This is a genomic window from Jiangella mangrovi (assembly GCF_014204975.1).
In the GTDB taxonomy this organism is placed as follows: Bacteria; Actinomycetota; Actinomycetes; order Jiangellales; family Jiangellaceae; genus Jiangella; species Jiangella mangrovi.
This window is the reverse complement of sequence record NZ_JACHMM010000001.1, coordinates 281,121-304,573: the sequence shown is the minus strand read 5'-3', so window position 1 is coordinate 304,573 and position 23,453 is coordinate 281,121. Positions and strand designations below refer to the sequence as shown.

At 71.7% G+C, this 23,453-nt stretch carries 25 protein-coding genes; 20 read left to right on the top strand and 5 right to left on the bottom strand.

Going from position 1 to position 23,453, the window contains the following annotated elements; genetic code table 11:
- Nucleotides 1–91 precede the first annotated feature (91 nt).
- The 19 genes from rho to HD601_RS01230 all read left to right on the top strand — a co-directional run bounded on the left by rho (nt 92) and on the right by HD601_RS01230 (nt 18,181).
- Complete coding sequence (gene rho, locus HD601_RS01320; protein WP_184818600.1) at nt 92–2,203, top strand: transcription termination factor Rho; 2,112 nt, start codon at nt 92–94, stop codon at nt 2,201–2,203.
- Nucleotides 2,204–2,336: 133 nt separating this feature from the next.
- On the top strand, nt 2,337–2,558 hold the full coding sequence (gene rpmE / locus HD601_RS01315; protein WP_092623147.1) for a 50S ribosomal protein L31: 222 nt from the start codon (nt 2,337–2,339) through the stop codon (nt 2,556–2,558).
- 83 nt (nt 2,559–2,641) lie between these two features.
- Nucleotides 2,642–3,754: a peptide chain release factor 1 gene (gene prfA, locus HD601_RS01310; RefSeq protein ID WP_184818598.1), complete on the top strand. Its 1,113-nt coding sequence runs from the start codon at nt 2,642–2,644 to the stop codon at nt 3,752–3,754.
- Nucleotides 3,751–4,623, top strand: a complete 873-nt coding sequence (gene prmC, locus HD601_RS01305; protein WP_184818596.1) for a peptide chain release factor N(5)-glutamine methyltransferase — start codon at nt 3,751–3,753, stop codon at nt 4,621–4,623. Before prfA ends, prmC begins: the two co-directional genes overlap by 4 nt.
- 7 nt (nt 4,624–4,630) lie before the next feature.
- Nucleotides 4,631–5,278 carry an L-threonylcarbamoyladenylate synthase gene (locus HD601_RS01300; RefSeq protein ID WP_184818594.1) on the top strand — a complete coding sequence of 216 codons (648 nt, stop codon included), beginning with the start codon at nt 4,631–4,633 and terminating at the stop codon, nt 5,276–5,278.
- 13 nt (nt 5,279–5,291) lie between these two features.
- On the top strand, nt 5,292–6,410 hold the full coding sequence (locus HD601_RS01295; RefSeq protein ID WP_184818592.1) for an MraY family glycosyltransferase: 1,119 nt from the start codon (nt 5,292–5,294) through the stop codon (nt 6,408–6,410).
- Nucleotides 6,411–6,478: 68 nt separating this feature from the next.
- A complete protein-coding gene (locus HD601_RS01290) occupies nt 6,479–6,928 on the top strand; it encodes a hypothetical protein (protein ID WP_184818590.1) in 450 nt (149 codons plus the stop codon).
- Between the two features lie 346 nt (nt 6,929–7,274).
- Nucleotides 7,275–8,060, top strand: coding sequence for a F0F1 ATP synthase subunit A (gene atpB / locus HD601_RS01285; RefSeq protein WP_184818588.1), 786 nt, complete (start codon nt 7,275–7,277; stop codon nt 8,058–8,060).
- 27 nt (nt 8,061–8,087) lie between these two features.
- Nucleotides 8,088–8,291 (top strand): ATP synthase F0 subunit C, encoded by a 204-nt coding sequence (gene atpE / locus HD601_RS01280; protein WP_046771352.1) that lies wholly within the window; start codon nt 8,088–8,090, stop codon nt 8,289–8,291.
- Between the two features lie 14 nt (nt 8,292–8,305).
- Complete coding sequence (locus HD601_RS01275; protein ID WP_221440452.1) at nt 8,306–8,875, top strand: F0F1 ATP synthase subunit B; 570 nt, start codon at nt 8,306–8,308, stop codon at nt 8,873–8,875.
- A gap of 2 nt (nt 8,876–8,877) precedes the next feature.
- Nucleotides 8,878–9,684 (top strand): F0F1 ATP synthase subunit delta, encoded by an 807-nt coding sequence (locus tag HD601_RS01270; RefSeq protein ID WP_184818584.1) that lies wholly within the window; start codon nt 8,878–8,880, stop codon nt 9,682–9,684.
- A gap of 55 nt (nt 9,685–9,739) precedes the next feature.
- Nucleotides 9,740–11,419, top strand: coding sequence for a F0F1 ATP synthase subunit alpha (atpA, locus tag HD601_RS01265; protein WP_184818582.1), 1,680 nt, complete (start codon nt 9,740–9,742; stop codon nt 11,417–11,419).
- Between the two features lie 49 nt (nt 11,420–11,468).
- The gene (locus HD601_RS01260) at nt 11,469–12,452 is read left to right on the top strand and encodes a F0F1 ATP synthase subunit gamma (protein ID WP_184818580.1); all 984 of its coding nucleotides are present in this window, start codon (nt 11,469–11,471) and stop codon (nt 12,450–12,452) included.
- Nucleotides 12,453–12,457: 5 nt separating this feature from the next.
- Nucleotides 12,458–13,900, top strand: coding sequence for a F0F1 ATP synthase subunit beta (gene atpD / locus HD601_RS01255; protein WP_184818578.1), 1,443 nt, complete (start codon nt 12,458–12,460; stop codon nt 13,898–13,900).
- A gap of 211 nt (nt 13,901–14,111) precedes the next feature.
- Nucleotides 14,112–14,483: a F0F1 ATP synthase subunit epsilon gene (locus tag HD601_RS01250; RefSeq protein WP_184818576.1), complete on the top strand. Its 372-nt coding sequence runs from the start codon at nt 14,112–14,114 to the stop codon at nt 14,481–14,483.
- 39 nt (nt 14,484–14,522) lie between these two features.
- Nucleotides 14,523–14,963 (top strand): DUF2550 family protein, encoded by a 441-nt coding sequence (locus tag HD601_RS01245; protein WP_221440451.1) that lies wholly within the window; start codon nt 14,523–14,525, stop codon nt 14,961–14,963.
- Nucleotides 14,964–15,013: 50 nt separating this feature from the next.
- Nucleotides 15,014–16,288 carry a UDP-N-acetylglucosamine 1-carboxyvinyltransferase gene (gene murA, locus HD601_RS01240; protein ID WP_184818574.1) on the top strand — a complete coding sequence of 425 codons (1,275 nt, stop codon included), beginning with the start codon at nt 15,014–15,016 and terminating at the stop codon, nt 16,286–16,288.
- On the top strand, nt 16,281–17,330 hold the full coding sequence (locus tag HD601_RS01235) for a phosphatase PAP2 family protein (RefSeq protein WP_184818572.1): 1,050 nt from the start codon (nt 16,281–16,283) through the stop codon (nt 17,328–17,330). The genes murA and HD601_RS01235 overlap by 8 nt, the downstream gene beginning before the upstream one ends.
- Before the next feature lie 2 nt (nt 17,331–17,332).
- Complete coding sequence (locus tag HD601_RS01230) at nt 17,333–18,181, top strand: 3-hydroxyacyl-CoA dehydrogenase family protein (protein ID WP_184818570.1); 849 nt, start codon at nt 17,333–17,335, stop codon at nt 18,179–18,181.
- Here HD601_RS01230 and HD601_RS01225 read toward each other — a convergent pair whose 3' ends face one another.
- Genes HD601_RS01225 through HD601_RS01205 form a run of 5 tightly spaced genes read right to left on the bottom strand, consistent with a single transcriptional unit; the run spans nt 18,182 to nt 22,968 of the window.
- A complete protein-coding gene (locus tag HD601_RS01225; protein ID WP_184818568.1) occupies nt 18,182–19,333 on the bottom strand; it encodes an ROK family glucokinase in 1,152 nt (383 codons plus the stop codon). It lies immediately after the preceding gene.
- A gap of 35 nt (nt 19,334–19,368) precedes the next feature.
- Nucleotides 19,369–20,019: a response regulator gene (locus HD601_RS01220; RefSeq protein ID WP_343076377.1), complete on the bottom strand. Its 651-nt coding sequence runs from the start codon at nt 20,017–20,019 to the stop codon at nt 19,369–19,371.
- 11 nt (nt 20,020–20,030) lie between these two features.
- Complete coding sequence (locus HD601_RS35315; RefSeq protein WP_184818566.1) at nt 20,031–21,293, bottom strand: histidine kinase; 1,263 nt, start codon at nt 21,291–21,293, stop codon at nt 20,031–20,033.
- Nucleotides 21,269–22,090 (bottom strand): ABC transporter permease, encoded by an 822-nt coding sequence (locus tag HD601_RS01210; RefSeq protein WP_184818563.1) that lies wholly within the window; start codon nt 22,088–22,090, stop codon nt 21,269–21,271. Before HD601_RS01210 ends, HD601_RS35315 begins: the two co-directional genes overlap by 25 nt.
- A complete protein-coding gene (locus tag HD601_RS01205; protein WP_184818561.1) occupies nt 22,087–22,968 on the bottom strand; it encodes an ABC transporter ATP-binding protein in 882 nt (293 codons plus the stop codon). Before HD601_RS01205 ends, HD601_RS01210 begins: the two co-directional genes overlap by 4 nt.
- 241 nt (nt 22,969–23,209) lie before the next feature.
- Between HD601_RS01205 and HD601_RS01200 the strand changes: the two genes are divergently transcribed.
- Nucleotides 23,210–23,404, top strand: coding sequence for a hypothetical protein (locus tag HD601_RS01200; protein ID WP_184818560.1), 195 nt, complete (start codon nt 23,210–23,212; stop codon nt 23,402–23,404).
- Nucleotides 23,405–23,453 lie beyond the last annotated feature (49 nt).

Sequence of the window (23,453 nt, the reverse complement as noted above, 5' to 3'; positions counted from 1 at the left end):
AGTTCGCGTCGTGCCCTTCCTCGGGAGCCACCCGAGGTGTTCGACGCATCGGCTTGTCTGTAGCCGATGCCGGTCCAGGGAAGGACCCTGAGTGACTAATACCGAGATCCCCGGCGTCACTGGGACGCCGGACGTTCAGGCGTCGTCCGACGACGCCGCCGCGGCGAAGCGCCCCGCGCGCCGCCGCGCAGCCGGCCTCGAGGGCATGGTTCTGGCTGAGCTGCAGCAGCTCGCCGCCGGCCTCGGGCTGAAGGGCACCGGCCGCATGCGCAAGGGCGAGCTGGTCGAGGCCATCAAGGCGGCTCAGTCCGGCGGCTCGGCGCCGGCCGTCGCCGACACGCTTCCGGTCGAGTCCGCCGCGCAGGCCGTCACGGCCACCGCTCCCGCCACCACCACCGGCCGGTCCCGCCGCCGGGCCGAGCGCCCGCAGGCGGCCGCGGAGTCCCGTCTCGACGAGGTCGTCGTCGCCGCCGAGGCTGCGGCCGACGCGCCGGCCGAGGCGCCCGCGCAGGCCGACGCACCGGCCGAGGCCCCGGCCCGCGAGGAGAGCCCGCGCCGTGGCCGCGCCCGCGGTGGCGACCGTGCCGACCGCAACGCCGACTCCCGTGGTGACGACGCCCGTACCGACAGCCGCGGCGCTGACGACCGCGCCGACGACCGCAACGACGCCCAGGACGGCGACGACGAGCAGGGCGAGCGCCGCGAGAGCCGCCAGGACAACCGTCGCAGCCGCCAGGGTGGCCGCGACGGCGGTCGCGACGGCGAGCGTCAGAACGACCGCGAGGGCGGCCGGCAGCAGCGCGAGCGTCAGCCCGACCGCGACGGCGCCCGCCAGGACGCCGACGGCCGCCAGGGTGGCCGCGACGACGCCCAGGACGATGACGACGACCGCGGCCGCCGGCGGCGCCGGCGCGACCGTCGCGGCAACACCCGCAACGACCGGAACGATCGCAACGACCGGAGCGACCGCGGTGACCGCAACGACCGCGACCGCCGGGGCGGCGGCGTCGGCCGCGAGCGCATCGAGGAGCCCACGGTCTCCGAGGACGACGTCCTCATCCCGGTCGCCGGCATCCTCGACATCCTCGACAACTACGCGTTCGTGCGCACGTCGGGCTACCTGCCCGGCCCCAACGACGTGTACGTGTCGCTGGCCATGGTCCGCCGCTACGGCCTGCGCAAGGGCGACGCCGTCACCGGCGCCGTGCGGCAGCCGCGCGAGGGCGAGAAGCAGCAGAAGTTCAACGCGCTGGTCCGCGTCGACACCATCAACGGCGCCGACCCCGAGGCCGCCAAGCAGCGCCCGGAGTTCTCGCGGCTGACCCCGCTGTACCCGCAGGACCGCCTGCGCCTCGAGACCGACGCCACCAACATGGCGACGCGCATCATCGACCTCATCGCGCCCATCGGCAAGGGCCAGCGCGGTCTCATCGTCTCGCCGCCCAAGGCCGGCAAGACGCTGATCATGCAGGCGCTGGCGCACGCGATCACGCAGAACAATCCCGAGACGCACCTCATGGTGGTCCTGGTCGACGAGCGGCCCGAAGAGGTCACCGACTTCCAGCGCACCGTCAAGGGCGAGGTCATCGCGTCGACGTTCGACCGCCCGCCGGTCGACCACACCATGGTCGCCGAGCTCGCCATCGAGCGGGCCAAGCGGCTGGTCGAGCTGGGCCACGACGTCGTCATCCTGCTCGACGGCATCACCCGCCTGGGCCGGGCCTACAACCTGGCGGCGCCGGCCAGCGGCCGCATCCTGTCCGGTGGTGTCGACTCCAGCGCGCTGTACCCGCCGAAGCGGTTCTTCGGCGCCGCGCGCAACATCGAGAACGGCGGCTCGCTGACCATCCTCGCGACCGCGCTGGTCGAGACCGGGTCCAAGATGGACGAGGTCATCTTCGAGGAGTTCAAGGGCACCGGCAACATGGAGCTGCGGCTGCGCCGCGACCTCGCCGACAAGCGCCTCTTCCCGGCCATCGACGTCGACGCGTCGAGCACCCGGCGCGAGGAGATCCTGGTCTCCCGCGAAGAGCTGGCCATCATGTGGCAGCTGCGCCGCGTGCTCTCCGCGCTCGATCCGCAGCAGGCCATCGAGCTGCTGCTCGACCGGCTCAAGAAGACCAAGAGCAACGCCGAGTTCATGCTCACGGTCCAGAAGACGACGCCGGCCATCGGCGGCAACGGCTCCAAGGACGCCGACTGACGTTCCCGGGCGGGGCCGGCACGGTTTGGCCGTGGCGGCCCGCACCTGGAATACTGATCCGCTGGCTCCGGTTCACGGTGCGACGCCCCGTCGTGCCGACCCGGCGGCCCATGACACGCCAGGAGTACAGAGCATGAAGTCCGACATCCACCCGGCCTACGTGGAGACCACGGTCACCTGCACCTGTGGCAACACGTTCACCACCCGGAGCACGGCGGCCAACGGCGTCATCCACGCCGACGTCTGCTCGGCCTGCCACCCGTTCTACACGGGCAAGCAGAAGATCCTCGACACCGGCGGCCGGGTCGCGCGCTTCGAGTCGCGCTACGGCAAGAAGAAGGCCGACGCGAAGTAGTTCTTCCGGGGCGGGGCGTGCGAGGTTCACTCGCACGCCCCGCCCTCTTTGCGTCGTCGGGTCCAGGGGAGAGGGGGTCGAGCATGTTCGAGGGCGTTGAGGCGCTGGTCGCCGAGCACGCCGAGCTCGAGCAGCGCATGGCCGACCCGTCGGTGCACGCCGACCCCGCGCTGGCCAGGCGGCTGGGCCGCCGGTACGCCGAGCTGTCGGCCATCGTCAAGGCGTACGCCGACTGGCGCCAGGCCGGCGACGACCGCGCCGTCGCGCTCGAACTGGCCGCCGACGACCCCGCCTTCGCGGCCGAGGCCGACGAGCTGGGCGCCCGGCAGACCGACGTCGCCGAGCGGTTGCGCATGCTGCTGCTGCCGCGCGATCCCAACGACGACCGCGACGCGATCCTCGAGATCAAGGCCGGCGAGGGCGGCGCGGAGTCGGCCCTGTTCGCGGCCGACCTGCTGCGCATGTACCTGCGCTTCGCCGAGCAGTCGGGCTGGAGCACCCAGGTGCTCGACGCCGAGGAGTCCGACCTCGGCGGCTACAAGGACGTCTCCGTCGCGGTCAAGGCGCGCGGCACGCCCGAGCCCGGCACCGCGCCGTTCGCCCGGCTCAAGTACGAGGGCGGTGTGCACCGCGTCCAGCGGGTGCCGGTCACCGAGAGCCAGGGCCGCATCCACACGTCGGCGGCCGGCGTGCTGGTGCTGCCCGAGGCCGAGGACGAGGCCGAGGTCGCGATCAACCCCAACGACCTGCGCATCGACGTGTTCCGCTCGTCCGGGCCCGGAGGCCAGAGCGTCAACACCACCGACTCCGCCGTCCGCATCACGCACCTGCCCACCGGCATCGTCGTCTCGTGCCAGAACGAGAAGAGCCAACTGCAGAACAAGGAGCAGGCCATGCGCATCCTGCGGGCCCGGCTGCTGGCCGCGGCGCAGGAGGAGGCCCAGCGCGAGGCGTCCGACGCGCGGCGCAGCCAGGTGCGCACCGTTGACCGCTCCGAGCGGGTGCGCACGTACAACTTCCCCGAGAACCGCATCTCCGACCACCGCACCGGCTACAAGGCGTACAACCTCAACGACGTCATCGACGGCGACCTCGGCGCCGTCGTGCAGTCGCTGGTCGACGCCGACGCCGAGGCGGCCCTGGCCGCCACCAGCGAGGCCGGCGTGGCCGCGACCCGGGAGGACGGCGGGGCATGACGACGGCGACGCCGCTGCTCGAGCAGCTCCGCGCGGCCACCGGGCGGCTGGCCGCGGCCGAAGTGCCGTCGCCGCGGCACGACGCCGAGGCGCTCGCCGCGCACGTGCTGGGCATCGAGCGCGCCGCGCTGCTCGCCCAGCCCGAGCCGGACCCGTCGTTCAGCACCCGCTTCGAGGAGCTGGTGAGCCGCCGCGCCGGGCGCGAGCCGCTGCAGCACCTCACCGGCCAGGCGCACTTCCGGCACCTGACGTTGCAGGTCGGGCCTGGTGTGTTCATCCCGCGGCCCGAGACGGAGCTGACTGCGGGCGCCGCCATCGACGAGGCGCGGGCCGTGGTCGCGGCCGGCCGGGTCCCCGTGGTCGTCGACCTCTTCGCCGGCTCCGGCGCCATCGCCATCTCCGTCGCCACCGAGGTGCGCCCGGTCATGGTGCACGCCGTCGAGCGCGAGGACGACGCCGTCGCCTGGCTGCGCCGCAACGCCGCCGGCAACTCCGTCATCGTGCACCGCGACGACGTCGCTCTGGTCGCACAGCGCAGCCTGTCCATGCTGCACGGGCAGGTCGACGTCATCGCCGCGAACCCGCCGTACATCCCGGCCGACGCCACCATCCGCGACCCCGAGGTGGCCGAGTACGACCCGCCCGCCGCGCTCTGGTCCGGCGGCGACGGCCTCGACGCCATGCGGGTGCTCGCCGACGTCGCCGCCCAGCTGCTCAAGCCCGGCGGCCTGCTGGTCGCCGAGCACGCCGACGTGCAGGGCGAGGCCGCGCCCGAGGTGTTCCGGCGCCACGGCGGCTGGACCGACGTGGCCGATCACCTCGATCTTGCGGGCCGCCCGCGGTACGTCACGGCCCGGCGTGCGGGATGATGTCCCCGTGAGTCCCTTGTACGACTGCGATGACCTGACCCAGCACAAGCGCGGCGTCGCCGCCGCGGCCCGCGCCATCCGCAACGGCAAGCTCATCGTGCTGCCCACCGACACCGTCTACGGCATCGGTGCCGACGCGTTCACGCCCGAGGCCGTCGCGGCGCTGCTGCAGGCCAAGGGCCGCGGCCGCGACATGCCGGTGCCGGTGCTGGTCGGCTCGCCCGCCACGCTGGGCGGCGTCGCCGTCACCGACAAGACCATCGACGCGCTGGTCGAGGCGTTCTGGCCGGGCGGGCTGACGCTCATCTGCCGCCAGCAGCCCTCGGTGCGCTGGGACCTCGGCGACACCGGCGGCACCGTCGCCGTGCGCATGCCCGACCACGAGGTCGCCATCGAGGTGCTGAAGACCACCGGCCCGCTGGCCGTCAGCAGCGCCAACGTCACCGGCCACCCGCCGGCGCAGACGGCGCGCGAGGCCCGCGACCAGCTCGGCGACAGCGTCGCCGTCTACCTCGAGGCCGGCCCCACCGACAGCGACACGCCGTCGACCATCGTCGACGTCACCGGTGCGGTTCCGCGGGTGCTCCGGCAGGGCGCCCTGAGTCTCGCCGATCTCCAGGCCGTCGTTCCCGAGCTGCAGGGCCCGGAAGCCTGAGGAAGGTCGCCCGGTGCGCGAGTATCTACTGACCTTCTTCATCGCCGCTTCGGTCACGTACCTCGTGGTGGGGCTGGCGGGCCGGTTCGCCTACTGGGTCGGCGCCGTGCCGCCCACCCGCGACCGCGACGTGCACCGCGAGCCCGTGCCGCGGCTGGGCGGCCTGGCGATGCTGGTCGGCCTGCTGGTCGCCATGCTGGTGGCGAGCTATCTGCCCCGCATGCGTGACGTCTTCGCGGAGTCCAGCGACGCCTGGGCGCTCATCCTCGCGGCGGTCGTCATCTGCCTCATCGGCGCGGCCGACGACATCTGGGAGCTGTCGGCGCTGGCCAAGTTCGCCGGCCAGGTGGTCGCGGCGGGCCTGCTGGTGGCGCTCGGCGTGCAGCTGCTCTACCTGCCGCTGCCCGGCGGCACGTTCGTGCTCGACCAGACCCAGGGCGCCATCATGACGGTGGTGCTGGTGGTCGGCGCCTCCAACGCGGTGAACTTCGTCGACGGGCTCGACGGACTGGCCGCCGGCGTGGTCGGCATCGGCGCGGCCGCGTTCTTCGCCTACGCCTATCTGCTGTCGGTGCAGAACAACAACAGCTCCTACATGACGACGTCCGCGCTGGTGTCGGTGGTGGTGGTCGGCATCTGCGCCGGGCTGCTGCCGCACAACGCGCACCCGGCGAAGATCTTCATGGGCGACTCCGGCGCGATGCTCATCGGGTTGCTGCTGGCCGCGGGGTCCATCAGCCTGACCGGCCGGCTACCCAGCCAGGACGTCGACACCTCCAGCTTCCTGCTCACGCTGCTCCCGCTGGTACTGCCGCTCGCGGTCATCCTGCTGCCGTTCCTCGACATGATGCTGGCCGTCGTGCGCCGCACTCGGGCGGGCAAGTCGCCGTTCGCGCCGGACAAGATGCACCTGCACCACCGGCTGCTCGAGATCGGCCACTCGCAGTGGCGCGCGGTGGCCATCATGTGGGTCTGGGCGGCGCTGGTCTCCGGCGGTCTGGTGGTCGTGGCGCTCGTCGGCGGCTGGACCACCTACGTGCTGCTGGCGCTCGCCGTCGTCGTCATGATCGCGTTCACCACCGGCCATCCGCGGCGGCTGTTCCGCCGGGGCGCCGCGGCGTCCGCGGTGTGAGAAATGGCACGTCGGGCCAGGGTGCGGCTCCGGGACACTCCGCACCAGGCCGTAGGCTGGGCCCCGTCATGACCGAATCCGCACCCCAGCCGGCCCGCCGGCGGCAGCCCTTCGCGGCCGCCCGGCCCGCCCTGCTGCTCACCCTCGTCGTCGGCGCCGGTTGCGCCGTGGCCGCGGCCGTCGTCGCCGGCAGCGCGGGCCTCTGGGCCTCGATCGCCGCGACGGTGCTGGTCATCGCGTTCTTCGGTAGCGGCGCATTGCCCGTCGTGCTGGCCCGCTACCTGCCGTCCAACGGCATGGCGGGCGCCGGCGTGCTGATCGTGACGTACTCGCTGCGGCTCGCGCTGATCTTCATCGTGCTGGGCGTGCTGACCTCGGTCGACGGCGTCGACACCCGCTGGCTCGGGTTGACGCTCATGGCCTGCGCGCTGGTCTACACACTCACCTACGCCGTCACCATGTTTCGCGAGAACGCCCAGCGTACGGGCACTCCGGCACCCAGCGGCGGGCCGGAATGACCTTGGTCGTGACGGGGTGCGCGGCTGGTAGTGGGACCCGATTTCACTACCCGCTGGGCCACCCAGTAGTATTCGAGTCGCCATGAGCCCGGACGATCCCGATGACACACGTCGGACGGATCAGACCAGTGCGTGGGATGCCTTCTCGCTGGTCGTGTCCGGAGTAGCGGTATGGGGTGGCGTCGGCTGGCTCGTCTCCGAGTGGCTCAACAGTCGCGTCTTCCTCGTACTGGGGCTCCTGGTAGGGATGGGCTCCGCTCTGTACCTCGTGTGGGTCAGATACGGTAAGCCCTGACCTGGACCTCCTCGTCGGGCGCGTCCGCGAGCGCGCTGAAGAAAGGACCCCGTGAGCACTCGGATCGCTGCCGAGTCGGGATTCCACAGTCCCGGGCCGGCTGACTTCGAATTCCCGCCGCTGTTCGGCGAGGGTACGTTCTTCACCAAGCCGATGCTCGTCATCGTGCTCGGCACCATCGCCGTCGGCGCATTCTTCTATTTCGCGGCCCGGCGCAGCACACTCGTGCCCGGCAAATTGCAGTTCGCCGGTGAAGCGGTCTACGGATTCGTGCGCGACGGAATCGCACGCGACGCCATCGGCCGCGAGGGCATCAAGTACGTGCCCTACCTCGTGACGCTCTTCGCCTTTATCGCCGTCCTGAACATCTCGGGCATCATCCCGGTCCTGCAGCTGCCGGCCACCTCGAAGATCGCGATCCCGCTGTTCCTGGCCCTGATCTCGTGGGTCATCTACAACTACGTGGGCATCAAGCGGCAGGGTTTCGGCGGGTACTTCAAGAACATGATGTTCCCGCCCGGAGTGCCCAAGGCGATCTACCCGCTGCTGGCGCCGCTCGAGTTCTTCTCGACCTTCATCGTGCGGCCGTTCACGCTCACCCTCCGTCTCACGTTCAACATGTTCGCCGGACACCTCGTCCTGTTGCTGACGATTCTGGGTGGCGAATACCTGATCTTCGAGTACCAGGGTGTGGTCGGCGTCGCCGCCGGCAGTGTGTCGATTCTGTTCAGCATCGTGCTGACATTCTTCGAGGCATTCGTCCAGATCCTCCAGGCTTACGTTTTCGTCCTGCTCTCCGCCATTTACATCGGCGGCGCTCTCACCCACGAGCACTGAGCTTCACTTAAAAGGAAAGGGAGAAAGATGGAAGGCTCGCTCAACATGGTCGGTCTCGGCCTCGCGGCCATCGGCCCGGGCGTCGGCATCGGTCTGATCTTTGCTGCCTACATCAACGGCGTGGCCCGCCAGCCCGAGGCGCGCAGCGTCCTCCAGGGCATCGCGATCCTCGGCTTCGCCCTCGCAGAGGCGCTGTTCATCATCGCCATCGGCCTCGCGTTCGCCATCTGATCATGGCTCTCTCGATGGCACCGATCGCGGTGATCGCGGCGGAGGAGGGTCCCGACCCGCTGCTGCCGCACACTTCCGAGCTGATCGTCGGTCTGGTCGCCTTCGCTCTGCTGTTCTTCTTCCTCCGCGCGAAGGTCTACCCGATCTTCGAGAAGACCTACGCGGAGCGGGCCGCCGCCATCCAGGGCGGCGCCGAGAAGGCCGAGCAGGCACAGGCCGAGGCCCAGCGCCTGCTCGAGGAGTACCGCGCCCAGCTGGCCGACGCCCGCGGCGAGGCGGCTCGCATCCGCGAGGACGCCAAGCAGCAGGGGGCGGCCATCATCGCGCAGGCACGCGAGGACGCCGAGACCGAGGCCAAGCGGGTCACCGCTCGGGCCGAGGCGCAGCTGCAGGCCGAGCGCGAGCAGGTCCTGCGCCAGCTGCGCGGCGAGGTCGGCTCGCTGGCGACCACGCTGGCCGGCAAGGTGGTCGGCGAGTCGCTGCAGGACGACGACCGGTCCCGCCGTGTCGTCGAGCGGTTCCTGGCCGACCTCGAGACCGCTCAGGCCTCCGACGCCGCCGCCCCGGCTCCAGGGGACTCGTGAGCATGGCCGATTCTGTGAACGGCGAGCTGCGGCAGCGGTTCGAGAGCATCGTCGACCAGGCCGCCGACCGCGCGTCGGCGGTCGGCGACGCTCTGTTCGCGTTCGCGAACCTGCTCGACTCCCGTCCGTCGGTGCGCCGCGCGCTCACCGACACCGGCCGGACGCCCGACGACCGCGAGGCGCTGGTGCGCCGGCTCACCGACGGGCGCATCGAGCCGGCCGCGACGGACGTCCTCGCCGCTGCCGCGCGCGAGCGGTGGGCTAACCCGGGCGACCTCACCACCTCGGTCGAGGAGTTCGGCCTGCAGGCCGCGCTGCTCGCCGCCCGGTCGGCGGGGCGCCTCGAGGCCGTCGAGGAAGAGATCTTCCGCTTCGGGCTCGTCGTGCGCGACAACCGCGACCTGCGCTCGGCCCTGATCGACCGCGCCGCTCCCGCCGACGCACGGCGGCAGCTGGTGCGGTCGCTGCTGCAGGACAAGGCGGCTCCCGAGACCGTCACGCTCATCGAGCACGCGGTCCTCGACCGCCGGGCGCGTAGCCTGGAGGCGGAGCTGGCCCGTATCGCCGACTTCGCGGCCCGGCTGCGCGAGCGCCGGGTGGCCGTGGTCCACGTGGCCGCCCCACTCGCCGTCGAGCACCGCGAACGGCTGGAACGGGCCCTGGCGGCCCGCGCCGGCGGTCCGGTCCTGCTGAACGTCGTCGTCGAACCGGACGTCGTCGGCGGCATCCGGGTCGAGCTCGGTGACGAAGTCGTCGACGGCACCGTCACCAGCCGCCTCGACGCCGCCCGCCGCCAGCTCGTCGGCTGACCGGCCCACACCCAGACCTGAGACCACCGTTCGAGCCAAGAGAGCAGGAGCAACGATGGCGGAGCTGACAATCCGTCCCGAGGAGATTCGCGAGGCGCTCGACGCCTTCGTCGAGTCCTACCAGCCGGCGGCCGCCGTCCGCGAAGAGGTCGGCCACGTCGTCATCGCCGGCGACGGCATCGCCCGGGTCGAGGGCCTGCCCTCGGCCATGGCCAACGAGCTGCTGGAGTTCGAGGACGGGACCCTCGGCCTGGCGCTGAACCTCGACGTGCGCGAGATCGGTGTCGTCGTGCTCGGTGACTACGCCGGCATCGAGGAGGGCCAGACGGTCCGCCGCACCGGCGAGGTGCTGTCGGTGCCCGTCGGCGACGCGTTCCTCGGCCGTGTGGTCGACCCCCTGGGCGCCCCGCTCGACGGCCTCGGCGAGGTCAAGGCCGAGGGCCGCCGCGCACTCGAGCTGCAGGCCCCGACCGTCGTCCAGCGGCAGAAGGTCGCCGAGCCCCTGCAGACCGGCATCAAGGCCATCGACGCCATGACGCCGATCGGCCGTGGCCAGCGCCAGCTGATCATCGGTGACCGGCAGACCGGCAAGACCACGGTCGCCGTCGACACCATCCTCAACCAGCTCGAGAACTGGAAGAGCGGCGACAAGACGAAGCAGGTCCGCTGCATCTACGTCGCGACCGGTCAGAAGGGCTCGACCATCGCCGGCATCCGGCAGCAGCTGGAAGAGGCGGGCGCGCTCGAGTACACCACCATCGTCGCCTCGCCGGCGTCCGACGCCGCGGGCTTCAAGTACCTGTCGCCCTACACCGGCTCGGCCATCGGCCAGCACTGGATGTACCAGGGCTACCACGTCCTCATCGTCTTCGACGACCTGTCGAAGCAGGCCGAGGCGTACCGCGCCGTGTCGCTGCTGCTGCGCCGCCCGCCGGGCCGCGAGGCGTACCCCGGCGACGTCTTCTACCTGCACTCGCGGCTGCTCGAGCGCTGCGCGAAGCTCTCCGACGACCTCGGCGGCGGCTCGATGACGGGTCTGCCGATCATCGAGACCAAGGCCAACGACGTCTCGGCGTTCATCCCGACCAACGTCATCTCCATCACCGACGGCCAGTGCTTCCTCGAGTCGGACCTGTTCCACTCGGGTGTCCGCCCGGCCATCAACGTCGGCATCTCGGTCTCCCGCGTCGGTGGCGACGCGCAGATCAAGGCGATGAAGAGCGTCGCCGGCACACTGCGCCTCGACCTCGCGCAGTACAACGAGCTCAAGGCGTTCGCGGCGTTCGCGTCCGACCTCGACCCCACCAGCAAGGCGCAGCTGAACCGCGGCGAGCGGCTCACCGAGCTGCTCAAGCAGCCGCAGTCGGCGCCGTTGTCGGTCGGCCGCGAGGTCGTCTCGATCTGGTCGGGCACCACCGGCAAGCTCGACGACGTCCCGGTCGAGGACATCCGCCGCTTCGAGGGCGAGTTCCTCGACACCGTGTCGCGCGAGCACGCCGCCGTCCTCGAGAACATCGAGTCCAGCGGCAAGCTGGCCGACGAGGACGTCAAGACGCTCGAGCAGGCCATCGAGGACTTCAAGCAGTCCTACGTCACCGTCTCGGGCCAGCCGCTGGTCAAGGACGAGCCCGTCTCGGCTCTGGGCGAGGGCGAGGAGGACCTGACGGTGCTGCGCCGGCGCACGCGCGACGCGCAGGGCATCCAGGAGGCCGCTCGTCCCGACGCGGGCGAGTGAGCGTGACCGTCATGTCGTACCGAGGCCCTGAAGGGAGGTCGCACGCGTAATGGGAGCTCAAATTCGCGAGCTGCGGCAACGCATCCGCTCCGTCGAGTCGATCAAGAAGATCACGCGCGCCCAAGAGCTCATCGCGACCTCGCGGATCGCGCGGGCGCAGCAGTACGCCGAGGCCGCGCGGCCCTACAGCCAGGCGCTCGTGCGGGCCATGGAGGCCGCGGCCGAACGGGCCCGTCTCGACAACCCGCTGCTCGAAGGCGTCGAGCAGCCGCGTCGCTCGGCCATCCTCGTGGTCAGCAGCGACGGCGGTTTCGCCGGCGCCTACACCGCCAACGTCATCCGGCAGAGCGAGGCGCTGGCCGGGCTGCTGCGCGAGCAGGGTCAGGAGACGGTGCCCTACGTCGTCGGCCGCAAGGGCGTCAGCTGGTTCACGTTCCGCGGCCGCGAGCTCGGCGGCCAGTACGTGGGCTTCACCGGCCGGCCGGCCTACGCCGACGCCCGGCGCATCGCCGACGACCTGCTCGAGGCCATCAACACGCCCTCCGACGAGGGCGGCGTCGACGAGATCCACATCGTCTCGACGCACTTCGTCAACATGGTCTCGCAGCAGGTGCGGGTCCGCCGGCTCTTCCCGATCATGGTCGAGGACGTGCCCGAGGAGCTGCAGCACGCCGAGGCCGGCGCGGTGCGGTCGGGCCAAGGCGGCGCCGGCTCCGGCGACGGTGCGGGCAACGGCCGGCCGGAGCGCACCGACGTGCTGCCGCTCTACGAGTTCGAGCCGTCGGCCGACGAGGTCCTCGACGCGCTGCTCCCGCAGTACGCCGGCAACCTCGTCTACACCGCGCTGCTCGACGCGGCCGCGTCGGAGTGGGCGGCCCGTCGCCGGGCCATGAAGAACGCCACGGACAACGCCGGTGAGCTGCAGGAGTCGCTCACTCGTGAGTCCAACTCGGCTCGCCAGGCCGAGATCACCCAGGAGATCAGCGAGATCGTCGGCGGCGCGGACGCGCTGGCGGCCGCAGGGAGCGAGTAGGAATCATGACTGCCACGGTTGAAGAGACCGCCGTCGCCACGGGCCGGGTGGTCCGGGTCATCGGACCTGTCGTCGACGTCGAGTTCGGCGGCGGCCACATGCCCGCCATCTACAACGCGCTCGAGGTCGACGTCACGCTGGCCGACGAGGCCGGCGGCGACCGCACGCTGACCCTCGAGGTCGAGCAGCACATCGGCGACGGCCTGGTCAAGGCCATCTCGATGCAGCCCACCGACGGCCTGGTCCGCGGCGCTGTCGTCCGCGACACCGGCAAGGGCATCGCGGTGCCGGTCGGCGACGGCGTCAAGGGCCACGTGTTCAACGCCCTCGGCAAGCCGCTCGACGTCGACGAGTCGAAGATCGAGGTCAGCGAGCGCTGGGAGATCCACCGCGACCCGCCGCCGTTCGCCGACCTCGAGGGCAGCACCCAGATGCTCGAGACCGGCATCAAGGTGCTCGACCTGCTGAGCCCGTACATCCAGGGTGGGAAGATCGGCCTGTTCGGTGGCGCCGGTGTCGGCAAGACGGTGCTCATCCAGGAGATGATCACCCGTGTCGCCCGCAACTTCGGTGGCACCTCGGTGTTCGCCGGCGTCGGTGAGCGCACCCGCGAGGGCAACGACCTCTGGGTCGAGATGGGCGAGGCCAACGTCCTCAAGGACACCGCGCTGGTGTTCGGCCAGATGGACGAGCCGCCGGGCACCCGCATGCGGGTCGCGCTGTCGGCGCTGACCATGGCCGAGTACTTCCGCGACGTCCAGAAGCAGGACGTGCTGCTGTTCATCGACAACATCTTCCGGTTCACCCAGGCCGGCTCCGAGGTCTCCACGCTGCTGGGCCGCATGCCCTCGGCCGTCGGCTACCAGCCGACGCTGGCCGACGAGATGGGCGAGCTGCAGGAGCGCATCACCTCGACGCGTGGTCACTCCATCACGTCGATGCAGGCCATCTACGTCCCGGCCGACGACATCACCGACCCGGCGCCGCACACCGCGTTCGCGCACCTCGACGCCCGGACGGTCCTGTCGCGTCCCATCTCGCAGCTGGGCATCTACCCGGCCGTCGACCCGCTCGACTCCTCGAGCCGGATCCTCGACGCCGCGTACCTCGGCGAGGACCACTACCGCATCGCCACCCGGGTGAAGGAGATCCTGCAGAAGTACAAGGAGCTGCAGGACATCATCGCCATCCTCGGTGTCGACGAGCTGACCGAAGAGGACCGCGTCACCGTCAACCGGGCGCGGCGCCTGCAGCGGTTCCTGTCGCAGAACATGTTCGTGGCCGAGTCGTTCACCGGCCAGCCGGGCGTGTTCGTCCCGCTGTCGGAGTCGCTCGAGTCGTTCGACGCCATCACCAAGGGCGAGTACGACCACCTGCCCGAGCAGGCGTTCAGCTACGTCGGCAACATCGAGGACGCGGAAAAGAAGGCGCGCGAGCTCGCTTCCTGATCGCTTCTGGTTGCGTTGCGTGGAGGGCTGGGTGGTTGCTCTGTCGGCTGTCGCGAGTGTGGCGGTGAAGCATGCCACACTCGCTCCTTTGACGCCGACTGCCGCAAGCACCCAGCCCTCCCGTACGTCCGGTTGCGTTCAGGTCGGATGCTCACGCGCTCGAGTCCGCCTTCGATGTCCGACCTGGGTTTGTGAAAGGTAAGGGAATGACGTGGCCGAAGATCTGAACGTCGAGGTAGTGGCCGCCGACCGCAAGGTGTGGTCGGGCGAGGCCTCCATCGTCATCGCGCGCACGCCCGAGGGCGAGATCGGCATCATGTCCGGGCACGAGCCGGTGCTGGGGCTGCTGGTGGCCGGTCCGGTCACGGTGCGCTCCACGAGCGGCGAGGCCGTCGTGGTGGCGGTGTCGGGCGGGTTCCTGTCCGTGTCCGAGAACACCATCGCGATTCTGGCCGAGCAGGCCGAACTGGCCGACGAAATCGACGTCGCCGCTGCTCAGGCCGAGCTCGCGGAGCTGGGCGAGGACGGCGACGGCGCGCGGCAGTGGGCGCAGGCGCGACTCGACGTCGCGGGCAGCCGGTAGATCTGAGAACATCGGTATCACGCTCGGGGGAGGTGATCGGTGGCGCTGGTGTCGTGGACCCTGCTGGTGCTGGGTGCGCTCGCGCTCGCCGCTGTGCTGGTCCTCCTCGCCCTGTACGTCCGCCGGGGCATCCTGCAGCGTGACGGTGGCTTCGACATGTGTGTGCGCGGCGACAGCCACGACGGCTGGTCCGGCGGCTGGGCGTTCGGCATCGGGCGCTACCGCGAGGACACCCTCGAGTGGTTCCGCACGTTCAGCTTCGCCACGTGGCCGAAGCGGAGCTTCCGCCGCCACGAGCTGGTCGTCGAGCGCCGCCGGCAGCCGGACACCGAGGAGAGCTACGAGCTGCCCGCGGGCCACGTCGTGCTGGTCTGCACGTCGTCCGGCGCCTCCGTCGAGGTGTCCATGACCGAGGACGCCGCCACCGCGTTCGTCACCTGGCTGGAGGCGGCGCCGCCCGGGGGCCAGTTCGTCGGCTGAGGCCCTCGGGGCGTACCGTTCGACAGAACGGCGGAAAGGGTACAGCGCGCGTGGAGAGATTTCGGGTCACCGGTGGCAGCTCCCTGCGGGGCGAGGTCCGGGTCAGCGGCGCCAAGAACAGCGCCCTGAAGCTGATGGCGGCGGCACTGCTGGCCGAGGGCCGCACCGTGCTGCGCGACGTCCCCGCCATCACCGACGTCGACTACATGGGCGAGCTGCTGCGCCAGCTCGGCGCCGACGTCCACCGCGACGGCGGTACCGTCGCCATCGACATCCCCGCGAAGATCGACCACGAGGCGCCCTACCACCTGGTGCGCCGGCTGCGGGCGTCCATCTGCGTGCTCGGGCCGCTGGTGGCCCGCTGCGGCGCGGCCAACGTGGCGCTCCCCGGCGGCGACGCCATCGGCTCGCGCGGGCTCGACATGCACATGTCCGGGCTCGAGAAACTGGGCGCACAGGTCGAGATCGAGCACGGCTTCGTGGTCGCCCGGGCGCCCCAGGGGCTGCGCGGCACGAACATCTGGCTCGACTTCCCCAGCGTCGGCGCCACCGAGAACATCCTCATGGCGGCCGTGCTGGCCAAGGGCACCACCGTCATCGACAACGTCGCCCGCGAGCCCGAGATCGTCGACATCTGTCGCATGCTCGGCGACATGGGCGCCAAGATCGACGGCGCCGGCACGTCGACGCTGCGGGTCGAGGGCGTCGACACCATGAACCCGACCGAGCACACCACCATCCCCGACCGCATCGTCACCGGCACCTGGGGGGTCGCGGCGGTCATGACCCGCGGCGACATCACCATCCCCAACGGCCGCGGCGAGCACCTCGAGATCGTGCTCGACAAGCTGGCCGCCGCGGGTGCCACCGTCGAGTCCGGCCCGGCCGGGCTGCGGGTGGCGATGTCCGGCCGGCCGCGCGCCATCGACGTCGTCACGCTGCCCTACCCGGGCTTCCCGACCGACCTGCAGCCGATGATCGTCGCGCTCGACGCCGTCGCCGAGGGCACGGCGATGATCACCGAGAACGTGTACGAGGCCCGGTTCATGTTCGTCAACGAGCTGGTCCGCCTCGGCGCCGAGGTCCGCATCGACGGCCACCACGCCATCGTCCGGGGCCGGCCCGGCCTGTCCGGCGCGCCGGTGGTCGCCACCGACATCCGCGCCGGCGCCGGTCTGGTGCTGGCCGGGCTGCTCGCCGAGGGCGAGACGCTGGTGTCCGCCGTCCACCACATCGACCGCGGCTACCCCGACTTCCTCGGGCAGCTGCAGGGCCTGGGCGCCGACGTGGTCCGCGAGCCCGATCCGGACCACTTCGATGACTGAGGTCTCGGAGGAGGCTCCGAGCCGGGGGGAGCGGTTGCGGGGGTGGGTGACGCCGGGCCGCGCCGCCCTGACGGTGTACGTCGTCGTGCTGATCGTCTACAGCGGCGTCGAGGGCATCCCCATGGACCGCGTCGGCCAGACCGGCTGGATCATCGCCGGCATGATCGCGGCCAAGATCGGCCGGCCATGGCGCGAGCACGTGCGCACGTTCCTCGACTGGCTGCCGCTGCTGGCCGCGCTCATCATCTACGACCACACCCGCGGCATCGCCGACACCCTGGGCATGCCGCTGCGGGTGGGCGAGCTGGCCGACGCCGAGCGCTGGCTGTTCGGCGGGACCGTCCCCACGGTCTGGCTGCAGGAGCACCTGTTCGAGTCGTCGGTGCGCTGGTGGGACGTCGGCGCCGCGATCATCTACTTCAGCCACTTCGTCGTGCCCTGGGTGCTGGCCGCCGCCTTCTACATGTGGTCGCGCCCGCTCTGGGTCGGCTACATCCGCCGCGTGCTGCTGCTCACCTATGCCGGGCTGCTGACGTACGTGCTGCTGCCGGCCGCGCCGCCGTGGTTCGCGTCGGCCCGCACCGGCGACATCGACGACCCCGTCTACCGGCTGGTCGGCCGCGGCTGGAACGAGCTGGGGCTGCGCAGCGCGCACGCCTGGCTGTCCGACGCCCAGGGCGGCGCCAACGAGGTCGCGGCGCTGCCGTCGCTGCACGCCGGGTTCGCCATGCTGGTGGCGGTCACGCTGTGGCCGCTCGCGAAGCACTGGTGGCTCAAGGTGCCCATCGCGCTGTTCCCGCTGTCCATGGCGTTCACGCTGGTCTACGGCGGCGAGCACTACGTCATCGACGTCCTCATGGGTTGGCTGTACGTCGCGGTGATCATGGTGGCGGCGCGGCAGTACGAGCTGTGGCGGGAGCGACGGCGGCAGCTGCCCGTCCCGCTGTCGGCCGGCACCCCGGCGCCCGTCGAGCCGGCGCTGCGCACCGAGCCCGACGCCGTCCGGGAACCGGAACAGAACGAACGAGCGGGAAGGCAGTGAGCATGGCAGGCAGCGTGGCGGTCGTCGGGGCCGGCCTCATGGGATCGGGCATCGCCCAGGTGGCGGCCGTGGCCGGGTGGGACGTCGTCCTGCGCGACCTCGACGACGACGCCGTCGCCCGCGGCCGCAGGGCCATCGAGGCCAGCACCGCCAAGTTCGTCGAGAAGGGCCGGCTCGACGAGGCCGGCCGCGACGCCGCGCTGGCGCGCATCACCACGACGACCGACCTCGACGCCGTCGCCTCCGCCGACATCGTCGTCGAGGCCGTGTTCGAGAGCGTCGAGGTGAAGAAGGAGCTCTTCGCCGCGCTCGACCGCGTGTGCCGCGACGACGCCGTCCTGGCCACCAACACCAGCGCCATCCCGATCACCACCATCGCGTCGGCCACCCAGCGGCCCGAGTCCGTGGTCGGCACGCACTTCTTCTCCCCGGTGCCGCTCATGGCGCTGTGCGAGCTGGTCCGCGGCCTGCGCACGTCCGACGCCACGCTGGCCGCGGCCCGCGCGTTCGCCGAGTCCGCCGGCAAGACCTGCATCGTCGTCAACCGCGACGTCGCCGGGTTCGTCACCACCCGCCTCATCACCGCGCTGGTCGTCGAGGCGGTCAAGCTCTACGAGTCCGGTGTGGCGTCGGCCGAGGACATCGACCTCGCCTGCAAGCTGGGCTTCGGCCACGCCATGGGCCCGCTGGCCACCACGGACCTCACCGGTGTCGACGTGCTGCACCACGCCACGTCGAACATCTGGGACGAGACCGCCGACCCCAAGTTCTTCCCGCCCGAGCTCATGCGGCGCATGGTCGACGCCGGCGAGCACGGCCGCAAGACCGGCCGCGGGTTCTACTCGTACTGATCACTCGTACTGACGCCGCCGCGAGGCGAGCGGGTCGATGACGGTGCCCGTGCCCGCGGCGCGGCGGGCCCGGCGCTGGATCGGCGTGCCGTTGCCGGTCACGTCGCGACGCCGGGGGAGCAGCAGCCGCGTCGTCACCAGCTTGGCGCGGTCGCGACGGCGTGAGCTGCCGCGCCGGGCCAGGTCGGCGGCGCCGATGAGGCCGGCGTCGTTGCCCAGCGCCGCGCGCACCACCTGCGCCTCGGGCCGGAAGCCGCGCCCCGTCAGCGTGCGCCGGAACGTCGTGCGGGCCGGGTCGAGCAGCAGGTCGCCGACGTCGGACACCCCGCCGCCGATGACGAACAGGCCGGGGTCGAATGCGGCCGCCAGGTTGGCCAGGCCGACGCCCAGCCAGTGGCCGATGTCCTCGAGCAGCTCGAGCGCGGCCGGGTCGCCCTGCGCGGCCAGCGCGCTGACCATGGGCCCGGTGATGCGCGACGGGTCGCCCTCGCAGGTCTCGGCGATGCGGTAGGCGACGGGGGAGCCGTTGGCGACCAGCTCGCGGGCTTCGCGGACCAGCACGTTGCCGCTGGCGTACTGCTCCCAGCAGCCGCGGTTGCCGCACTCGCACCGATGCCCGCCCGGCACGACGACCATGTGCCCGAACTCGCCGGCGACGCCGAACCGGCCACGGTGCAGGACGCCGTCGAGCACGACGCCGCCGCCGATGCCGGTGCCGAGGTTGACGCACACCACGTGCGACTCGCCCTGGGCGGCGCCGAAGCGGCACTCGGCCCAGAGGGCGGCGTTGGCGTCGTTGTCGACGACGACGGGCAGCCCGATGCGCCGCTGGACGGCGTCGCGCAGCGGCTCGTTGCGCCAGGCCAGGTGCGGGGCGAACAGCACGGAGGACTGGGTGCCGTCGACGAAGCCGGCGGCGCCGATGCCGACGGCGAGGATGTGGTGACGGGCGCCCAGCTCGGCCACGATGTCGGCGATGGTGTCCTCGACCACACGAGCGCTCTTGTTCTTGCTGGGCGTCTCGCGGCGGGTGCGGTCGATGATGGTGCCCTCGGGGTCGACCACGCCGGCCGCCACCTTGGTGCCGCCGATGTCGATGCCGATGGTGGGCCGCAGCGCCAGCCGGGACACCCGCGTCCGGGTTGGAGACATGCCCACAGTATGGCCGGACGGTGTCGTGGGACCGGTCAAGGGGCCGGTGCCTGTCCGGGCGGAGCGAGGATGCCCAGCGCGTACGCCGTCGTTACGGCCGCCGTCCGGTCGTCGACACCGAGTTTGGCGAACACGCGCAGCAGGTGCGTCTTCACCGTCGCCTCGCCGATGTGCAGCGACCGGCCGACCTCGGCGTTGGACAGCCCGGTGGCGACCGCGGCCAGCACCTCGCGCTCGCGCGGGGTGAGCGGCGGCACCGACGGCGCGCGCAGGCGGTTCACCAGCCGGGCGGCCACCGGCGGCGCGAGGATCGTCTCGCCGCGGTGCGCCGCCCGGACGGCCGCGGCCAGCTCGAGCCGCGGGGTGTCCTTGAGCAGGTAGCCGGTGGCGCCGGCCTCGACCGCGCGGACGATGTCGGAGTCGGTGTCGTAGGTCGTCAGCACCAGGACCTTGATGCCGGGCAGCTCGGCGAGGATGCGCGCCGTCGCCTCGGCGCCGTCGAGCCGGGGCATCCGCAGGTCCATGAGGACGACGTCGGGGCGCAGCTGGCGGGCCATGACCAGCGCCTCCTCGCCGTCGCCGGCCTCGCCCACCACCTCGAGGTCGTCCTCGGCGCCGAGCATGCCGGCCAGCCCCGTCCGCACGACCGGGTGGTCGTCGACCAGCAGCAGCCGCAACGTCGTCACGGCCGCCCACGCTACCCGCGCGGGACGGCGACCGTCGCGCGCACCGTCGTCCCCGCGCCGGGAGTGCTCTGGATCTCGAGCAGCCCGCCCACCTGCTCGACCCGCGCCCGCATGCCGCGCAGCCCGTACCGGTCGCGGGTGGTGGCGTCCGGTTCGAAGCCCTGCCCGTCGTCGACGACGGCGACCGTGGCGGCGCCAGCGGGGCCCGGCCGGAACCGCAGCGCGACGGTGACCCGGCGGGCTCCGGCGTGCTTGCGCACGTTCGTCAGCGCCTCCTGCGCCGTCCGCAGCAGCACCACCTCGACGTTCGCGGGCAGGACCGGCGCCGTGCCGTCGACCTGCACGGCGACGTCGAGCCCCGTCTCGTCGGCGAACCGGGCGGCGATGCGCTCGATCGCCTCGGGCAGCGTCGCGTCCTGCAGGCCCACCGGGGCCAGCGAGCTGACCAGCGCCCGCGCCTCGGCGAGGTTGTCGCGCGCCGTCTGCTCCAGCAGCGCCAGCCGGTCTCGGACGGCGCCGGGGTTGCGGTCCAGCGCCACCTCGATGGCCTGCGCCAGCGTGAGGATGCTGGTGAACCCCTGGGCCAGGGTGTCGTGGATCTCGTGCGAGAGCCGCTCCCGCTCGGCCAGGACGCCGCGCGAGTGCTCGGTCTGGGCGAGCTCGGTGCGGGCGCGCTCGAGCTCGTCGATGAGCGCGGCCCGCTTCTCGGCCTGGATGAACACACTGGTGATGAAGAGCCCCATCAGCAGCGACAGCCCGATCTGCAGGCCCGCCTGCGGCGCGACGTCGCGGATCTTCTCGGTGTTCCAGCCGTCGTGGCCGACCTCGATGAGCGCGAGCCCGGTGAGCAGCACGAACGTGGCGACGACGGCCCAGCGGGTCGACAGGAACACCCAGATGTGCGGGATCAGCCCGAACAGCAGGAAGTAGGCGTCGTAGATGCCCATGCCGATCAGCAGGTACAGCCCGGCCCAGCTGACCAGCAGCTGCACCACCGCCTGCCAGCCGCGCTCCTCGGTGCCCACCAGCCGCCGCCCGATCAGCAGGTAGACGACCACCAGCACGCCCACCGTCAGCAGCCCGGTGAACCGGTCGCGACTCGACAGGTCGCCGGAGCTGCCGATGATCAGCGCGAGCAGGCCCAGCAGGCCCAGGTAGACGGTGTGCCAGCCGATGGTGGTGCGCTGCCAGAACGCGTCGAGGTCGGCGAGGCTGCTGCGTGCGGGGCCGCCGCTGACCCCGTCGTCGCTCAGCCGGCGTCCCGTCGCTGCCACTGGAACGTCTTGACGCAGGCCACCAGGCCCACGATCAGCCACAGCGACAGGATCAGCGCCGTCGGGCCGTGCTGCCATGATCCGGACACCTCCAGTCCCTCGAAGTGGTCGGGCAGGAACACCGAACGCATCCCCTGCGCCAGCCACTTCAGCGGGAACACCGATGCGACGTTCTGGAGCCAGCTTGGCAGGTCGTTGAAGACGAAGAACACGCCGGAGATGAACTGGAGCACGATCAGGGGCCCCACGACGACGGCGGACGCGCTCTTCGCCGACTTCGGCACCGACGAGAACGCGATGCCCAGGACGGCGCTCGCTGCGCTGCCGAGCACGTAGCACCAGGCGAACGTGAGCCACTTCGACGGCTCCGTGGGCAGCTCGACCCCGAACGCCAGCACGGAGACGACCAGCAGCAGCGCGATCTGGCTCAGCCCGACCACGAGGATCATGCCGACCTTGCCGAGGAAGTACGACACTGGCGGCATCGGCGTGCCGCGCAGCCGCTTGAGCGTGCCGTCCTCGCGCTCGATGGCCAGGCCGATCGCCAGCGTCTGGAAGGCGACCAGCATGATGCCCGACGCGACCATGCCGGGCAGGAAGTAGCGGGCGAAGTCGACGCCGCCCTGCTGGCCGCCCAGGTCGACGTCGTCGCCGCCGAACACCACCGCGAAGATGCCGAGCAGGATGACGGGGAACAGGAAGGAGAAGATGACGGAGTCGCGCTCGCGGAAGTAGGTCTTCAGCTCCAGCGAGGTGCGGGACCTCGCGATGGAGGCGGGGTTCACGGTGGTGCTCACGACACGACCTCCAGGGTCCGGGCGTCGGCGCCGTCGCCGATCAGCCGCAGGTACACGTCCTCGAGGGTCGGCCGGGTGACGGCGAGGCCGGGAACTTCGCCGCCGAGCCGGCCGGCCAGCTGCGCGACCAGCGCGGTGGGGGTGGCAGTTCGCTCGGTACGCGACCGGCCGTCCTCGGTCCAGTGCACGGTCGCCTGGTCCTGGTCGCGGCCGCCGAGCCGGTCGGGAGTGTCGAGGGCGACGATGCGCCCGGCGGTGATGACGCCGACACGGTCGGCCAGGTGCTCGGCCTCGTCGAGGTAGTGGGTGGTGAGGATGATCGTCGTGCCGTCGGCGGCCAGCGCGGTGATGAGCGCCCAGAACTCTCGCCGCGCCTCCGGGTCGAACCCGGTGGTGGGCTCGTCGAGGAAAAGCAGCTCCGGGTTGCCCAGGATGCCCAGCGCCACGTCGAGCCGGCGGCGCTGTCCCCCGGAGAGCTGCCGGGCCCGGGTGGCCCGCTTGGCCTCCAGCCCGACGGCCGCGATGACCTCGTCGGGGTCGCGCGGGTCGGGATAGTAGCCGGCGAAGTGGTGCACCAGCTCCTGGACGGAGAGCTCGTCGAGCCCCGCGGAGGTCTGCAGCACGATGCCGATGCGGGCCCGCCACGCGGGTCCGGAGCGGGCGGGGTCCGCGCCGAGGACGGCGACCTCGCCGGCGTCGCGGTCACGGTAGCCCTCGAGGATCTCGACGGTGGTCGTCTTCCCGGCGCCGTTCGGGCCGAGCAGGGCGAAGACCTCGCCGTGCGCCACGTCGAGGTCGAGCCCGTCGACGGCGGCCACCCCGGCGTAGGTCTTGCGCAGTCCGCGGACGCGGATGGCGGTGGATGTCGCTGCGGTCATGGCTCCACGATGCCGGTGCCGAGCGGCCGGCACGAGCACCGCGCGGTGGGGCGCAGGGTCCACCGTCCGGTGGACGCCTGAGGTCGTCTAAGGCGTCCTCAGGGGGCCTTAGGCGGCGTCTGAGGCGGGCTTAGACGCAGCTCAGGGCTCGCAATGCGGCAGTCTCCCGATGTGTCACACGGTGCCTCAGCACGATGCTCGATGACAGAGGGAAACGAGTACGGCGAGGAGCCAGAGCATCATGAGCATCAACGGGGACTACGCAGCATTCATCGTCCACGACCAGCGGTCGCGCGACCTGCAGGCCGAGGCACGCCGCGACGGCCTGGCGCGGCAGGCGCGGGCCGTGTTCCGGCGGGGCAACGGCCGCAAGGCCGCCCGCGCGGCGCGTGCGCAGGCCCGCGCCACGGCCCGCAGCCGGGCTCGCACGGCTTGAGACCGGGTCCGGATCTGCCCGGGGGAAACCACGATGAGACTGTCGGTCG

Excerpts from the sequence above, each read along its gene's own strand:
- rpmE (WP_092623147.1), top strand. The coding sequence starts at position 2,337 with ATGAAGTCCGACATCCACCCGGCCTACGTGGAGACCACGGTCACCTGC.
- HD601_RS01205 (WP_184818561.1), bottom strand. The coding sequence starts at position 22,968 with ATGACCGCAGCGACATCCACCGCCATCCGCGTCCGCGGACTGCGCAAG.
- HD601_RS01275 (WP_221440452.1), top strand. The coding sequence starts at position 8,306 with ATGGCACCGATCGCGGTGATCGCGGCGGAGGAGGGTCCCGACCCGCTG.
- HD601_RS01270 (WP_184818584.1), top strand. The coding sequence starts at position 8,878 with ATGGCCGATTCTGTGAACGGCGAGCTGCGGCAGCGGTTCGAGAGCATC.
- HD601_RS01200 (WP_184818560.1), top strand. The coding sequence starts at position 23,210 with ATGAGCATCAACGGGGACTACGCAGCATTCATCGTCCACGACCAGCGG.
- HD601_RS01235 (WP_184818572.1), top strand. The coding sequence starts at position 16,281 with ATGACTGAGGTCTCGGAGGAGGCTCCGAGCCGGGGGGAGCGGTTGCGG.
- prmC (WP_184818596.1), top strand. The coding sequence starts at position 3,751 with ATGACGACGGCGACGCCGCTGCTCGAGCAGCTCCGCGCGGCCACCGGG.
- HD601_RS01260 (WP_184818580.1), top strand. The coding sequence starts at position 11,469 with ATGGGAGCTCAAATTCGCGAGCTGCGGCAACGCATCCGCTCCGTCGAG.
- prfA (WP_184818598.1), top strand. The coding sequence starts at position 2,642 with ATGTTCGAGGGCGTTGAGGCGCTGGTCGCCGAGCACGCCGAGCTCGAG.
- atpD (WP_184818578.1), top strand. The coding sequence starts at position 12,458 with ATGACTGCCACGGTTGAAGAGACCGCCGTCGCCACGGGCCGGGTGGTC.
- HD601_RS01225 (WP_184818568.1), bottom strand. The coding sequence starts at position 19,333 with ATGTCTCCAACCCGGACGCGGGTGTCCCGGCTGGCGCTGCGGCCCACC.
- atpE (WP_046771352.1), top strand. The coding sequence starts at position 8,088 with ATGGAAGGCTCGCTCAACATGGTCGGTCTCGGCCTCGCGGCCATCGGC.
- HD601_RS01290 (WP_184818590.1), top strand. The coding sequence starts at position 6,479 with ATGACCGAATCCGCACCCCAGCCGGCCCGCCGGCGGCAGCCCTTCGCG.
- atpA (WP_184818582.1), top strand. The coding sequence starts at position 9,740 with ATGGCGGAGCTGACAATCCGTCCCGAGGAGATTCGCGAGGCGCTCGAC.
- HD601_RS01230 (WP_184818570.1), top strand. The coding sequence starts at position 17,333 with ATGGCAGGCAGCGTGGCGGTCGTCGGGGCCGGCCTCATGGGATCGGGC.